This is a genomic window from Novosphingobium lindaniclasticum LE124 (assembly GCF_000445125.1).
Taxonomy (GTDB): domain Bacteria; phylum Pseudomonadota; class Alphaproteobacteria; order Sphingomonadales; family Sphingomonadaceae; genus Novosphingobium; species Novosphingobium lindaniclasticum.
On record NZ_ATHL01000076.1, the window covers coordinates 337,656 to 352,500 of the forward strand.

General features: G+C 63.6%; 11 protein-coding genes. 6 read left to right on the top strand and 5 right to left on the bottom strand.

Going from position 1 to position 14,845, the window contains the following annotated elements; genetic code table 11:
- Positions 1-182 precede the first annotated feature (182 nt).
- From L284_RS36625 to L284_RS36635, 3 genes are all read left to right on the top strand, one after another.
- On the top strand, positions 183-1,748 hold the full coding sequence (locus L284_RS36625) for a family 43 glycosylhydrolase (RefSeq protein ID WP_021234314.1): 1,566 nt from the start codon (positions 183-185) through the stop codon (positions 1,746-1,748).
- A 242-nt stretch (positions 1,749-1,990) separates the two neighbouring features.
- Positions 1,991-4,744, top strand: coding sequence for a TonB-dependent receptor (locus L284_RS36630; RefSeq protein WP_021234315.1), 2,754 nt, complete (start codon positions 1,991-1,993; stop codon positions 4,742-4,744).
- Positions 4,745-4,866: 122 nt separating this feature from the next.
- A complete protein-coding gene (locus tag L284_RS36635; protein ID WP_021234316.1) occupies positions 4,867-5,319 on the top strand; it encodes a tRNA (cytidine(34)-2'-O)-methyltransferase in 453 nt (150 codons plus the stop codon).
- Here the strand turns inward: L284_RS36635 and malQ are convergent.
- From malQ to L284_RS36660, 5 genes are all read right to left on the bottom strand, one after another.
- Positions 5,295-7,328, bottom strand: a complete 2,034-nt coding sequence (gene malQ, locus L284_RS36640) for a 4-alpha-glucanotransferase (RefSeq protein ID WP_021234317.1) — start codon at positions 7,326-7,328, stop codon at positions 5,295-5,297. The two genes, L284_RS36635 and malQ, sit on opposite strands and share 25 nt — an antisense overlap.
- Positions 7,329-7,405: 77 nt before the next feature.
- Positions 7,406-8,122, bottom strand: coding sequence for a GntR family transcriptional regulator (locus L284_RS36645; RefSeq protein WP_235054373.1), 717 nt, complete (start codon positions 8,120-8,122; stop codon positions 7,406-7,408).
- 51 nt (positions 8,123-8,173) lie between these two features.
- Entirely contained in the window at positions 8,174-9,289 is a 1,116-nt protein-coding gene (locus L284_RS36650) for an aromatic ring-hydroxylating oxygenase subunit alpha (protein ID WP_052018400.1), read from the bottom strand.
- Between the two features lie 208 nt (positions 9,290-9,497).
- Positions 9,498-10,868, bottom strand: a complete 1,371-nt coding sequence (locus L284_RS36655) for a Coenzyme F420 hydrogenase/dehydrogenase, beta subunit C-terminal domain (RefSeq protein ID WP_031342282.1) — start codon at positions 10,866-10,868, stop codon at positions 9,498-9,500.
- A complete protein-coding gene (locus tag L284_RS36660) occupies positions 10,861-11,916 on the bottom strand; it encodes a polysaccharide pyruvyl transferase family protein (protein ID WP_021234321.1) in 1,056 nt (351 codons plus the stop codon). Before L284_RS36660 ends, L284_RS36655 begins: the two co-directional genes overlap by 8 nt.
- Before the next feature lie 229 nt (positions 11,917-12,145).
- Between L284_RS36660 and L284_RS36665 the strand changes: the two genes are divergently transcribed.
- From L284_RS36665 to L284_RS36675, 3 genes are all read left to right on the top strand, one after another.
- Positions 12,146-13,042, top strand: a complete 897-nt coding sequence (locus tag L284_RS36665; protein WP_021234322.1) for a glycosyltransferase family 9 protein — start codon at positions 12,146-12,148, stop codon at positions 13,040-13,042.
- The gene (locus L284_RS36670) at positions 13,039-13,482 is read left to right on the top strand and encodes a DUF6165 family protein (RefSeq protein WP_021234323.1); all 444 of its coding nucleotides are present in this window, start codon (positions 13,039-13,041) and stop codon (positions 13,480-13,482) included. Before L284_RS36665 ends, L284_RS36670 begins: the two co-directional genes overlap by 4 nt.
- Before the next feature lie 245 nt (positions 13,483-13,727).
- Complete coding sequence (locus L284_RS36675; protein ID WP_031341929.1) at positions 13,728-14,831, top strand: IS630 family transposase; 1,104 nt, start codon at positions 13,728-13,730, stop codon at positions 14,829-14,831.
- Positions 14,832-14,845 lie beyond the last annotated feature (14 nt).

Here is a 14,845-nt window from a genome sequence, read left to right on the forward strand (position 1 = left end):
GCATCTGACGGCGAGCCGATGTCTTCCGATGGGAACCCATTGACGAAAGAGCCGGAGTACGGCCATTGTATACGATATTCGACAGGAGTATCGTTATGCACAGGGTGGGCCGCGCAGGAAATGCAGTCGGACTGGCAAAGTCGAACCGGCAACGGGTCATGCGGGCAATTGGCGGACTTTGGGTGGGTGCATCTGCTTTCGTCGCCCACGCCCAGGACGCGGCTCCCGTCAGCCGCGAAATCACAGTTCTGGGCAATCCCATACTGGCCGAGGGGGACTTCTACTCGACCGATCCCGCTCCGTTCGTGGCCGATGGCAAGCTCTGGATCCTGACCGGACGCGACGAAGCGGCCAGCGACGTCAACGACTTCATCATGCCGGAGTGGCAACTGCTGAAGACGGACGACCCCGCCTCCGGGAAGTGGACGCACTATCCGGCGATCATCAAGCCGGAGAACGTCTTTTCCTGGGCGGAAAAGGCGCGCGCCTATGCCGGACAGATCGTCGAAGGGCCGAAGGGACCCGACGGGAGGAAGCGGTACTATTTCTACGCGCCGGTGCTGGAAAAGAACAGCGACGCTGAAGATCGATTCGCCATCGGTGTCGCCGTCGCGGAAAGTCCTCTCGGTCCGTGGCGCGATGCTCACCCCTCCGGACCGATCATCTCGCAGAAGGTTCCCGTCGCCAACAAGATCCAGAACATCGACCCGACAGTACTGATCGACGACGACTTCAGGGTCTACATCTACTGGGGTACCTTTGGTCAGGTCCGGGGCATGGAACTGGCCCGTGACATGATCACGCCGAAGGGCCCCCAGCAGACCATCACCGGCCTGACCGGCTTCTTCGAGGCGCCCTGGATCATGAAGCGCAAGGGCACGTACTACATGCTCTATGCCGGCAACAATGCAGGACCCGGTTCCGAGTGCACTCCCGCAGTCTACCATGCCTGCATTGCCTATGGCAGCGCGCCGTCGCCGATGGGGCCGTGGACCTATCGAGGCGTCGTGCTCAAGCCGGTATCCTCCACCACCTCTCATCCGGGCGCGGTGGAGTTCGGCGGTCAGTGGTATTTCGCCTATCACACGGCCGACGCCAAGGGCGGCGGCCATTTCCGCCGCAGCGTCGCGCTGGACAAGATGGCGTGGGACGACAGCGTCACGCCGGCCCGGATCCGTCCCGTGGAGCCGACCCGGCGCCCCCTGCCCGCACCGGCTCCCAGCCGGAACATCGCGCGAGCCGCGTGGGCAACCTCTTCCAACGACCCGCTGCCGGTGCAGTTCTGGATCAAGGCGCTGAACAACGGGGTCGTCAAGGAAGCGCCTCTCCCACCTGATATGTGGGGCAGCTGGTCTCCGAACAATCCGCCCAGCCAGTGGATCGAGTATCGGTGGGACGAGCCAGTGACGATCAACGCGTCGCGTATCTGGTTCTGGAACGACCAGCCCGCCGGATCGGGTGTCGGCGTTGCGCCGCCTGCGAAGTGGCATCTCGAATACTGGAGTTCCGCAGGCAAGCGCGGGTGGAAGCCGGTACCAAACCCTAGTTCTTACGGAACCGATCCGGGCACTTTTCAGAACGTCTCATTTGATAGGATCACGACACGCTGCCTGCGCGCCGTGATGGAAGCTTCGACGGACGGCAAGACCCATGCCGCTCTGGCCGTGCAGGAGTGGGAGGTAGATGCTCCCGCTCCCGCGCCTGTTCATATCCGCAGCGACGGTGCGCCTCCCCAGAACTGCTCGTAAGAGAGCCGAGCATCCGCCTGCGTTCTTGAGGAGGGACGGCCAACGAAAGGGGTGCGGGTCATGAACCTGCGCCCTTTGTCGTACGCGCTTTTCAGATCTTTCACCCACTGCCCTTTAGTCAGACAAAAATATTGCTGATCCGTCACAATTGCCTTGACTCGATACAGCGATCGTAGGACGTATACGATATAAACAGGGCATCGCGTCAAAGGGTGCCGGGGATCAAAACAGGGGGTTTTGCGATGACATCACTTAAAATTCTGAAGCTTTCGACGGCGCTTAGCTCGATTTTCGCAGTCGCGCTCGTTTCGCCTGCCTTTGCACAAGGGCAGATCGGAGCAGCTTCCGAATTGTCAGACCAGTCCGATGCCCCCAAAGCCGACATCGTAGTGACCGGCGTGCGCGGGAGCGTCGAGGCGGCCGCGACCAAGAAGAAGAATTCAAAGCAGATCGTCGATTCCGTGGTCTCGGAAGATGTCGGCAAGTTGCCCGATAACAACGTTCCCGAAGCACTTTCTCGCGTCACCGGCGTCCAGATCGACCGCGCGCGCGGCCAGGGCCAAAGCGTGACCATCCGCGGCCTGGATCAGGTGCAGACGACGCTCAACGGCAACAACACCAACCTCGGCGACGGGCGCGCGATCAGCCTGTCCGACATTCCGGCTGAACTTTTGAAGCAGGTCGATGTCTACAAGACCCGCTCGGCAGACCAGGTCGAAGGCGGCATCGCTGGTACGGTCAACGTCGAACTGCGCCGCCCCTTCGACATGAAGAAGGGTCTCACCGTCGCGGGAAGCCTTCGCGGTTCCTATGACGATCAGTCCGAAAAGGTCAGTCCTTACGGCAGTTTACTGATCGCCGACCGCTTCGAGACCGGTATAGGTGAGATCGGCTTCCTGCTCAATGGCTCGTGGACCAAGACGAACTACCGCGAGAACTACATCGACAGTGAATCGCCCACGAAAACCGTAATCGGCGGCAATACCATCGTCATCCCGTACCGTGCGCAATACGGTATCGAGCAGGGCAATGTGAAGCGCCCCTCGTTCAATGCCGTGCTCCAGTGGAAGCCCAGCGACAAGCTCGATTTCGTGCTGGAAGGCGGCTATATCGGGTCACGCGAGAAGCGTTCGGTGGAACGCCTTTACGTTCAGGACATGCCCTATATCGGCACGGGCAGCTATAGCGATATCGTCCTTCAGCCGGACGGCCGCACGGTGCGGTCGCTGACGATCAGCAATCCGAACGGCATCAATGCCGGCATAGATTCGCAGTACAACTCGCTGCACACGAATCTTTACACCACAAACTTCGAAGCCCACTGGCATTCGGACAAGGTGCAGATCAATAGCAGCGTGCAGTACAACTGGTCGAACGAAGGCAATTACTTCGTAGAGAGCATCCTGAGGCCTCAGGGTCTGACATCCGCCTCGGTGGACTTCGCCTCGGACGTCTACAGCAAGGGCGCGCCGTCGATCACCTTCAATGGTGTCGATGTGACCGACCTCTCCAGCTACGGCGTGCAGCGCTTCCAGGACAATCGCGGTGGTTCCAAGAACAAGGAATTCGCAGCGCAATCGGACCTGACCTTGCAGCTCAGCGACACCTCGCTGCTGCGCAGCCTGCAGGTCGGAGGCCGCTACAACCAGCGCCGCACCAGCCGGTACTACGGCTATCGCGACGGCCTGCCCGAGGTGAACGACCAGCCGGCCCCGCTCAGCCTGTTCCCCGGATACGACACGGCTTCGCTGGTCGGTCCGGACATCAGCGGCTCGACCGCGCAGTGGTATCGCATTCCCGGCTCCGTGGTCCTGAGCCACATCGACGAGGTGCGCGCCTTCATCCGGCAGTACAACCCCGACAATGCCGCGCGCTTTTCCAGCATCTATCCGCCGAGCGACCAGGGCCAGACCTTCAGCTCGAACGAGAAGAACTTTTCCGCCTATGCCCAACTCGCCTACGGCTTCGATATGGGCACCGTCCCGGTCGATGGCCTGGTGGGCGTGCGCTATACCAACACCTGGGGCACTTCGAGCAGCTTCGGCTATCGCCCCGGAACGCCTGCGAACGGCAACCAGGAAATCATCGAGGCCGCTGAGGGATCGGGCAACTACGCCGATATCCTGCCCAGCGCTTCGGCCATCATCCACTTCACGCCCAAGGCTCAGTTGCGCCTGTCTTACAGCACGAACGTCCAGCGCCCGAACTTCTATTCGATGCGGCCGTTCTTCTCGCTCAACACCACAGCCAATCCGCCGGTCGTCTATGCAGGCAACCCTGAGCTGAAGGCCCAGCGTGAACGTGCCTTCGATGTCAGCGCCGAATACTACTTCGGTCGCGGCGGCCAGATCTCGTTCGCGGGCTACTACAAGAAGGCCACCGGCTTCCTGCTTTACAGCCGTGAGCAGGCCTCCGCCGCCCAGATGGCCGCTTATGGCATCAACGTGGCCGATTACGGCGCGGCCTTCGGATACATAGAGCAGGAACGCAACGCCGGCGACGGCACTTTCATCGGCCTGGAAGGCACCGTGCAGTCCTTCTTCGACTTCCTGCCGGGTGTGCTCAGCAACTTCGGCGTCAGCCTCAACGCCTCGCACATCCTGAAGGCACGCGTGGAGTACGACGACGAAGAGAGCTTCCCCGGCGAGTTCGACTCTCCGAATACCTCCAAGTGGACGGCCAACGCCACGCTGTTCTACGACACGCCGAAGTTCAGCGCGCGCGTTGCCTACAACTACCGTTCGTCGTACCGCTCGGGCTTCTGGCTGGACGGCGAAGGCGACGACCGCGCGATGTATTCGCCTTACTACGGCGCAACCGATCGCCTGGACGCCGCCGTGAACTTCACGCCGGTGACGTTCATGACCCTGTCGGTCGAAGCATCGAACATCCTGGGTAGCGACGTCTTCCGCTATCACGGCAGCCAGAACCTGCTGCCGCTGGGCGTTCGCACCCTGGCCCGCACGGTTCAGGGGAGCGTCCGCTTCCGCTTCTGACCTGAAGCGACTGCTCGTCCGGCTTTCGCCTGGCACTTCGGCCGCCATGATTGCTCCGCGCAGCCATGGCGGCATGTCGATGCGGGCTTGCATGAGGCATGCCCGCGCGCCAAGGAGCAAGGATGCGCATCGCTCTCTTCGAACCCGAAATCGCTGGAAACGTCGGCGCCGTCCTGCGGCTGGCCGCCTGCATGGGGGCGGACGTGGACCTCATCGAGCCCATGGGCTTCGAGTGGGACGACCGCCGGGTGCGCCGCACCGCCATGGACTACATCGATCACGTCGCCGTCACACGCCACTGCGATTTCGCGGCCTTCAAGGAGACCATCGGCGCCGGCCGGTTAGTTCTCTTCACGACCAAGAGCAGCGAGTCCGCCTATGCGTTCGAATTCGCTCCTGGCGACATCCTGCTGTTCGGCAAGGAGAGCGCAGGTGTGCCGCTGGCCGTCGCGGATAGCTGCGATGCGCGCGTGCGCCTGCCGATGCGGCCGCAAGTCCGTTCGATGAACCTCGCCACCTCGGCTGCGCTGGCGTTGGGCGAGGCCTTGCGTCAGACCGGCGGCCTGCCGGGCTGATCCTGTGCCCTGCGTTCATCGGTCTTGCGCCCGTTCAAAGTGATTATCCGGGCCTGGACCTGCTTTTCTACGATAAGCCTGTCCAAGGGGCCGGCAAGCCGCCGACGCCAGTTCGGATGCGTGGTGACGGTGCCCGGAATGTTGGGCTGCTCCTCGATGCCGAGCAAGTCTTCGAGGGCGACGATCGCGAGATCGGACTTCGACCCGGCCACGTGGGATATGGCCTTGTCCACCACCGCCCCGGGTGCGCTCGGGGGCGGCTGATCCGCATCGCCGCCAAGCGCATGCCATAGCCTGGTTCTATCGAGGCTTCGCGCGTTGCGCTGTGCGCCGAGTTCCTCACCCCTCCCCAGCTGCTCGTTCCAGTCGATATCGCGGCCGCTCCACCAACCCGCGACAGTGGGCGTGTCGTGCGTGCTCGTCATGGCGACGCTCGCCGGCTCGAACTGGGCGGGCGAACGAAATTGCCCATCCGCCGATCGCTCGAACCAGAGCACACGCATGCCCAGCAGGTCCCGGCCAGCAAGTTCCTCATCGAAGCCAGGCGGACGCGTCCCGAGATCCTCGGCGATGATCAGCGCCTGCGACAGGTGCGATTCCAGCATTATCAAGCGGATCATGTCGCGGAACGGGTATGCCAGATAGGCCCCCTGCGATGCCGGCGCACCCTCCGGGATGACCCAGAGCCGCGAAAGTCCGAAAGCATGGTCTATGCGCATGCCTCCGCCGGTATGCAGAGTGGCCCGCAAGGTCGCCAGCCACGGTTCAAAGCCGGATTGCGCAAGTCCGCGAGGCGAGAAGGCCGTCAGCCCCCAGTTCTGTCCATCAGGGCCGAGCGGATCGGGGGGCGCACCGATCGTGAGGCCTGAAAGGATGCTCTCCTGCATGGCCCAGGCGTCGCTGCCCTGAGGGTCGATGCCAACAGCAAGATCTCCGATCAGCCCGACCGCCATTCCAGCCTCGCGCGCTGCCGATTGAACCGCGTCCAGCGATCGGCGCGTCAGCCATTGCGCGAAGACGTGGAAGGCGATCTCCCGGGCATTGTCGGCGGCGAACCGGGCACTTTCCGAACTGCGCGCGTCTTGAAGCGCACTCGGCCATTTCCCCCAGTCACCGCCGAAGCATGACGAAAGAGCTTCGAACAGGGCGTGTCGTTGGAGAGCTTCGCGTTGCCCGCGCGCCCATGCCGCGACGCGCTGGCGGTCGCTCTCGTCCAGTTCCGCAAAGAGTCTTCGAAGCGCCTGCCTCCTTTCCGGAAGCGCAGTCTGCCAATCGATCAATGCGCCGTCGTCGCCTGTCGCATAAGGCGGTAGCCCGGCAAGTTGCGGAGCGGCTAGTGCCGTGTTGAGAAACAGCCGGCTGGACGGCGTGTAGGGGCTGAACGCGCGGCCAGCATGAGACGAGATCGCATGCAGCGGACTGATCGCCACGACATCCGCACCGGCCTTGGCGAACGACCGGACGGCTTCGTCCAGGTCGCCCAGATCTCCGAAAGGTCCCGGCCGCCCGGTCCTAAGAGACGGTATCTGTATCGCCGGTCCCCAGCAGCGCCCGGTGTTCTCCCGGTGCCCAAGCGAAAAGCAATGCAGCGGAGCCACGGCCAGCCTGATCGTGTGGCCAGCTATGTGCAGGTGGTAATAACCCGGCTCGTGCAAGGGAGGCAGGCGCCCTGCTTCGATGGCGATGTCCTGCACCGCGTCGCCATGTTCCAGCGCCAGTTCGGCACGCGTGGCATGGGCAAGTACCGGTGGGAGCGCCGTCGCCTTCCCCACTTCGGCCGTCAGGAGCCTGGGCATGGCCTGCAATTCGGCGCGAAGCCGCTCCATGCTTTCGCTCATGTCGCCGACCGAGGAAGCAGGATAGCCGATGGCCGTGACGATCCCGACCAGGGTCTCGTCCGCCACGATGTTATCGTTGCCATCAGCGCCTCTCCAATTCCGCGCAACGCCCAGGCCGGCAGCGAGGTCGTGGAGCGGATTGCCGGACGGCGTATCGGACGCGTTGCTCATGGCTTCTCCCTGGGCGCGGGTCCTGCGCCGACAGGAACACCAAAGCGCATCGTCCGCTCAGGTTCCGGACGCCGCCATCAGGGCGAGACCGTGATCTCCTCACGGGAAAAGCGGCGAAACAGGCGTTCGCTGCCGAGGGCCGCCAAGGCATGTTCCCGCATCGCCCGCTCGGCCGCCTCGGGGTCCATCCGGCGGATCGCAGCGAGTACCGCCACATGCTGCTCATGAGCGGCTTGCAGATGTGCGAACTCGGTCGGCGGTTCCTGTTCGAGGGTCAGCGCCGTGGCGGAGGCGAACGGCAGGCTGTCGTTGCGGGACAGCGCACGGCCGATCGAGGGATTGCCGCTGGCCTCCACGATCAGCGTATGGAAAGCCAGGTTATAGTCATGGAAGCGGTCCAGATCCCCGCGATCCAGCGTGCCTTTGGCGAAGATCGCCGCACCTTCGGCAAGACATTGCGCGAAACGCGCTTCTTCCGCCACGGTCAGGCCCCGAGCGGCGAGACGTCGCGCGGCCAGGCCTTCCAGCACGCCGCGAACCTCGATGGCGCCGGTCACGTCGGTGGCACTGATCGCTCGCGGCGCGTAACCGCGCGCGCCAAGCTTCTCGACCAGACCTTCCGCTTCCAGCGCCCGCAGTGCGGTTCGCACCGGCATTCGCGACACGCCCAGCGCTTCGGCGGTCGCGATCTCCGCGATCCGCTCGCCCGGACGGAGCGTGCCTTCCGCGATCATCCGCCGCAGCGAAATGATCACATGCCGGCCAGGCTTCAGCCGCCGACGCTCTTGCGACAAGGAAAGGCCTTCATTTTCCATGCCCTGCTTTCGGCGGCCCCGGCCGCCGTGTCAAACGCCGGAAATCGGCTCTTCCACAAGTGGGCTCTCGCCTTCTGCCGCGATCTCGGCGGCGATCGTCCGTTCGATCATCATGCGCGAACGCACGCCGCCCGCATCGATGTTGAGCTTCAGCAGCCTGCGTTCGGGCCAGCGCAGGAGGTTCGCCTGCTGCCGTTCCAGCATGTCGAGGTCTTCGCTGAAGATCTTGCCCTGTCCTTCGCGGATCGTGTGGGTCAAGGCGTGATCGTCCACGGCGAAGCGGCGGGCCATGCCCCAGAAGTAATGGTGGCTGGTCTCGGTTTCGGGGGTGATGAAGTCCACCACGATGCTGGACGCCTTGGCTTCGTCCGGCGCTTCGTAGCCGCCCTGCCCGGCCAAAGCGACGCCGACTTCGATCATGACATGGCTGGGGAGCGAGAAACGACACACCTGCCAGCGATCGACCGTCGAATCTTCCGGAAGTCCGGCACCGCGGAGCGCCATCTGCCAGAACGGCGGCGCCTTCACGCCGTCCATGTAGCGGCTGGTGACGACCTCGTGATCATCCGCGCGGGTGCGAACGGGCGCTTCGTCGATTTCCTTCTGGCCGATGCTGGCGGCATGGACGTAAGTCTCGTGCGTGAGGTCCATCAGATTGTCGATCATCAGCCGGTAATCGCAAGCGATATGGTAATAGCCCCCGCCATAAGCCCATTCCGGGCTCTCGGCCCATTCAAGGTGATGGAGCTTGCTGGGATCCGCCGTTTCAGGGTCGCCAGGCCAGACCCAAATGAAGCCGTAGCGCTCTATCGTAGCGAAATGGCGGCTGGCCGGGAATCCGCCGACTTTCTGTCCGGGCATTTCCGCAGCCTTGCCGCGGCAGTCAACCACCAGGCCATGGTAGCCGCAGACCAGACGGCCTTCCCGCTGAAACCCCAGCGACAGCGGCGCGCCGCGATGCGGGCAAAAATCTTCGAGCGCTGCGGGCGCGCCGTCGCCGCTCCTGAAGAACACCATACGTTCGCCGCAGATCGTCCGTCCCAGCGGCTTTTCCGCGATTTCGTCGGGGGTACAGGCCACGTACCATGCGTTCTTGGGCCAGGGACTTTTCGGCGCCGCATCCTTGATCGCGCTATCCGTTGCCATGCCCATAATCCACTCCTTTAGGCTGTTATTGGATCCAATAATCTCCCTATTGGATCCAATGTCAAGCGCGATTGCAGGGGGACAAGGCAGAACGCGACAGGATGAGGACACGCTTTTACGGCTCCAGATCGTGCTTCCGGTCGGAACACACTGAAAGACAGGGCCTTGGATCGGGTGGGAACTTCAAGCTGGCGCAGGGTCCGCCAGATCAGCGCGCGTCCGCGCCCCCTTCGAAGCGAGCGAGAAGCCTGCCGAGCGGCCCGCGCAGATAGGTCAGTGCCTCGTAGACATGCTTTGAAGCACGCGCCCAGCGCAAGTAGAGCCACGGCATGCCCGCCGACCGCGCCAAAGCAAAAACCCTGTGCCCGTCAGCCGCGATCCTGCGCCTCATGCGGTAGACGAGCTTGCGGCGCAGCGGCAGATCCCGCGACCTCGTCACCCGCTTGCTCAGCGGCAGGGCCGGCGGCGAGAAGCAGAGCCGGTAGGCCAGCCCTTCCCGCCGATGACGGAAACCGGCGGCCTGCGTTTGGGCGACGAATTCGGCATCGACTTCCTCCAGCGCGAGCCGCCCATCGGCCATGGCCTGTGTGACCAGAATTCCGAGATCGGGATTGCGGACGAGCACCACGTTGGTTCCTCTGCCGTCGGAACTGTACGGTTCCACCCAGGCATCGCCGAAGGCGATGTCTGCCGTCTCCGACACCACGTCGTCGCAATAGTCGCAGGCCGAATTCTGGAAAAAGCCCGCCCCCCAGTCGCCATCGGCCAGGTGCCACCAGTCCTGCCACCGCGCACTCCCGTCCGCGAGCGTCAGGTGGGCGGTGTACCAGTTCGCCGGGCGGCCGGGATCCTTGCGGCGATATTCGACGGCACGCACATCCCCGATCGGCGCCTGAAGTTGCCACGCGAAACTCTCGGCGAAGCGGGCGCTTTTCATATGCCCGCAGAACAGTCCCAGCGTATAGGCGATCCGCTCCTGCAGGATCGGGTCCTGCAATCTCAGCAGTTGCACCGCCTTGATGAAGCAGGGTACGCCCACGACGGCATAGCGCCCCGGTTCGGAGCGGATCTGCTCCAGAACGCCCGACATTTCCACCGGATAGTAGCGCGACCGGGCACCCTCTCTAAGCTCTTCGGCACTGCGCGAAATGCGGTAGGCGAAGAACCGGCCGTCCGCTTGAGGATCCGCGGGTACGACATGGGCGACACCGTCCACCAGTCCGCGCGCCAGCAGTTCATCGGCCACCCATGTCACCATGCCGCCGGAACTGCCGATCTCGCGAAAGCCGCCTTGCGCGGCATGGCCGACGTAGGCGGTCTCGAACTGCCCAAGCCGTCCGTCGTGGTGGCGGGAGATGCCCAGGCGATTCCGGGCGATCGCGTCTTCGTCAGCTGCCTCCGGCGAGAAAGGACATATGCGGGTGAAGTCGGGAGCGCTGCGCCGCGCCCAGTCGCCGCGCGGTTTCAACTGCCCATAAGCGTCCCACCCCATCGCCCCGCGTCCCGCCGCGCAGGCGCCGCAGCCGATGCACAGACCTGCGCGCGCCACGTCCCGGGGGCTGAGCGACCCGTTACCCAAGGACTTGTGCCAGATAGGCCGCCGACTGCTCGCGCCGGGCCGCTATTCGTTGGCCGATGACCGGAGATACCGCCTCTCCCAGCAGCGTCTCGTAATGCGATGATGCGGTTTGCGGCCCTACCACATGCCGTTCGGCACCAAGAAGCCGGGTCAGGTCGTTGATCTTGTTCGCGCGGTAGGCCGACGGCGCGGTGACGAAGGGCCGGGCGAAAAGCAGCGCGAACACGCAGCCATGGAAGAAGTTCGTGGCCACCGCGTCCGCTCCCGCCATCAAGTGGAGAAAGTCGCGCGGAGAGGCCTCGATCCGCTGCTCATCCGCCCATTCGCTGAAATAGCCGATACTGATAACGCGCCGGCCGTTGCGCGATGCCCAGCCGCGCACTTCCCGGCCGAACCACTCCGGAAACCCGTGGCCGTAAAGGAGAAGATAGGGCGCTTCCTCGTCGGCGCCCTCGGCCGGTTCCGGCGGGAACTGAAGACACGGATCGAGCACGACCCGAGGGTCGCGACCCGTGCTGTCGCTCACCAGACGGCGGCTGTTCTCGTCGCGAACGGAAAGGCCCGCGAACCTATCGAGCTTGGCTGCCCAGCTTCTATCGATGCCATGATCGGCGTCGTGATTTCCGAAGCTCGCGGCATAGGCCGCGAGCCGTCCCGTCTGGATACCGTCGCCGAAGAAGATGGACTTGAAGCCGTACCAGGGGTGACGAAAATTCCAGACTTCGTCGCTCCCCACCAGCACCGCGTCGTAATCTCCCGCCCGCTCCGGGCTGTCCAGCGGGAAACGCGGTGACAGCGGCAGCCGCTCGAAAGCCTCCAGGAAGGATCGGGCCTTGACGCCGTAGCGGGCAAGATCGGCACGGCCCACCCGTATCGGCAGCTTGGGCTGGAACGCGCAGCGCCACTCCGCGCGCCTGACATGAGGATCGTCGTGGTCGAGCAGTTCGGCGTCGTATCCTTGTGCCCGCAGACCTTCGGCCAGACAGCGTGCCTGCCAGTACGATCCGTAATTGATGCAGCGATGGAAGGTCAGGATGCCGACCTTCATTGCGACGGCGCTATGCTCGATGTCACCGGAGGCTCTCCTCGGCAGAAATCATGACAAATTGGCCGTGCTTGGGAGCCGGCTTTACAGGGCAACGACGCTGTTTCGGGAAGTGTTCCAACCGGCGCGGAGCGCCCCGCCGGGACCCGGCCAGTCTTAACCTCAGGCAATAGCAGGCGGTTGCAATGCCGGGATGCGGAACCCGCTGCGGCTTCGGCGACATAGACGCTCGATGATCGATTTGCATGCTCAATGGATCGCCTCGATGCGCGCCGGTCGCTACGACGAGGCCTGGACCATCGCCGGGCATGTTCTGGATAGCCGGGATCCTGGTACCCGCGACGATGCCGCCCTCCCCTATCACCAGCGATGGGTCTGGGACGGGCGCCCGGTTGCGGGCAGGCGCGTCGTGGTGCGGTGCTACCATGGCCTCGGCGATACCTTGCAGTTCGCCCGCTTCCTTCCGCTGCTTGCCCAGCGCGCCGCCAGCGTCACTCTGGAAGTGCAGCGCTCGCTCGTCGATCTGATCCGCGCAGCAGGGTGGCCGATCGAAGTCGTCGCTTTCGACGAGCAGCACCCCATCCCCTGCGGCGAGGTGGACGTGGAGATCACCGAACTCGACTTCGCCTTGCGGGCGCCGCCCGAACTGGCGCCGCCGCCTTATCTGAACGCTCCTCGCGCAATCCTGCCTCCAGGGACGATCGCGATCTGCCACCAGGCCGGTGGCTGGGACGGCGAGCGCTCGGTTCCTCAAGGTCTCTTCGCACCGATATGCGCGCTTGCGCCTTGCATCACGCTCGTGGCCGAGCCGAGCGAACTCGATGTCATCAACCGGCTAGGCTGTCCCCTCGACATGGGCGCGACGGCGGCGCTGGTCGCCGAGGCAAGCCTGGTAATAACGGTCGACACCATGATCGCCCACCTTGCCGGGGCGCTTCAGAAACCCACCTGGTTGCTGCTCAAGGCCCGACCGGACTGGCGCTGGCCTGCCGAGGGCGCCGGCAGCGCGTGGTATCCGCACATGAAGCTCTACCGGCAGCCCCGCGCGGGCGACTGGAAGACGGTCATGGCGCGCGTCACGCACGATCTTTCCGCTTGCCACGCTTTGGACGCAAGGAGTTTCACATGACTGGCCTGTCCGTTCCCGAAGTTCCGATATCCTGGGGCGAATTGCTCGACAAGCTGTCCATACTCGAGATCAAGCGGCGCCGGATCGACCGGCCCGAGGCGCGCGCGAACGTGGAACGGGAACATGCCGCGTTGGCCGAAATCGCCGCTACGGTGCTCGCGAGACTGGACGTGATCGAGCTTGTGGAAGCGCTGAGGCAGGTCAACGAAGATCTCTGGCAGATCGAGGATGCGATCCGCGTGAAGGAATGCGAGGCGGATTTCGGACCGGAGTTCGTGGAACTCGCGCGCTCCGTCTATCAGGTCAACGACGAGCGGGCCGCGATCAAGCGGCAGATCAACGCGCTGCTCGCCTCGGAGTTGGTCGAAGAGAAAAGCTACAGTAGATCTCCCGCCCTCAACGGCAATCGTCTCGCCTCGGCGTCTTTCCCGCTCATGTGAGACATTCGAAGCGATAGCTTAGACCGTCGTCCCGGATTCGATCCGGAACCGCTGGCCGAGTCGCGCCCTGCTGCTGGCTTGGCGCCTGAAAAAGGGACAGCGGTCCCGGATCAAGTCCGGGACGACGGATCCAGGGAGAGGAACCGCAAGATAGCCGAAAATCCGGTTTATGAGTTTACGCCCTAGTCATCTGGAACTAAAGTAAGCTTCATTGTATGTTGTGTGTGCGACAAGAGGAGCGCAGCATGGCGAATGCGAGCGGACGGCCGACGGCACCGGTGGTTTTGGAGCCTGAAGAACGTGAGTATTTGGAGCGGCAGGTCCGGCGGCGGCGGGTATCCCGCTCGATATCGGAGCGGTGTCGGATCATCCTACGCTGCGCGGACGGCATCCAAAGCAAGGTCGTAGCGGCGGAGTTGGGAGTGCATGAGCACACCGTCGGCAAGTGGCGCCGGCGCTTTCTCAAGGATCGTATCGAAGGGCTGCTGGACGAGGCTCGACCAGGCAGGCCCAGATCGATCGCGGACGATCAGGTGGCGGCCGTGATCGAGCGGACGCTGCGTTCAAAGCCCGATGACGCGACCCACTGGTCGATCCGCTCGATGGCAGGAGAAACTGGCTTCTCACACACGACGATCCGACGCATCTGGACCGCCTTCGGACTTCAGCCGCATCGCTCGGAGACGTTCAAGCTGTCGAGCGATCCGCTGTTCGTCGACAAGGTCCGCGATATCGTCGGTCTGTATTTGTCGCCGCCCAACCGAGCGTTGGTGCTCAGCGTGGACGAGAAGAGCCAGATTCAAGCTCTCGATCGCGAGCAGCCGGTCCTTCCGATGATGCCTGGCATGCCGGAGCGCCGCACGCACAGCTATGTCCGTCATGGCACGACCTCACTCTTCGCAGCGCTCGATATTGCCTCGGGCTTTGTCATCGGCAAATGCTACAAGCGTCACCGCGCCACCGAGTTTCTCGACTTCCTCAAACAGATCGACGCGCAGGTACCGCGCGACCTCGATGTCCACATCATCATGGACAATTACGCCACTCACAAGACCGCGTTGGTCCGGGCATGGCTCGCCCGTCGCCCGCACTACCATGTCCATTTCACGCCAACCTCGGCATCCTGGATCAACCAGGTCGAACGCTGGTTTGCCGAGCTTACCCGCAAGCAGTTACGCCGCGGAGTTCATACCTCCACGAGCGAACTGGAGCAGGACATCCGAACCTTCATCGAACGTCACAATCAGAACCCAAAGCCGTACCGATGGACAAAGTCGGCAGACGAGATCCTCGCCTCGGTCAAGCGCTTCTGCCAGACCGCAGAACGCACATTATGTGGCGAACTTTAGATTCAGATGACTAG

What these genes read in the sequence shown, in the direction of transcription:
- L284_RS36630 (WP_021234315.1), top strand. Translation starts at nt 1,991, where the DNA reads ATGACATCACTTAAAATTCTGAAGCTTTCGACGGCGCTTAGCTCGATT.
- L284_RS36635 (WP_021234316.1), top strand. Translation starts at nt 4,867, where the DNA reads ATGCGCATCGCTCTCTTCGAACCCGAAATCGCTGGAAACGTCGGCGCC.
- malQ (WP_021234317.1), bottom strand. Translation starts at nt 7,328, where the DNA reads ATGAGCAACGCGTCCGATACGCCGTCCGGCAATCCGCTCCACGACCTC.
- L284_RS36650 (WP_052018400.1), bottom strand. Translation starts at nt 9,289, where the DNA reads ATGGCAACGGATAGCGCGATCAAGGATGCGGCGCCGAAAAGTCCCTGG.
- L284_RS36660 (WP_021234321.1), bottom strand. Translation starts at nt 11,916, where the DNA reads ATGAAGGTCGGCATCCTGACCTTCCATCGCTGCATCAATTACGGATCG.
- L284_RS36665 (WP_021234322.1), top strand. Translation starts at nt 12,146, where the DNA reads ATGATCGATTTGCATGCTCAATGGATCGCCTCGATGCGCGCCGGTCGC.
- L284_RS36670 (WP_021234323.1), top strand. Translation starts at nt 13,039, where the DNA reads ATGACTGGCCTGTCCGTTCCCGAAGTTCCGATATCCTGGGGCGAATTG.
- L284_RS36675 (WP_031341929.1), top strand. Translation starts at nt 13,728, where the DNA reads ATGGCGAATGCGAGCGGACGGCCGACGGCACCGGTGGTTTTGGAGCCT.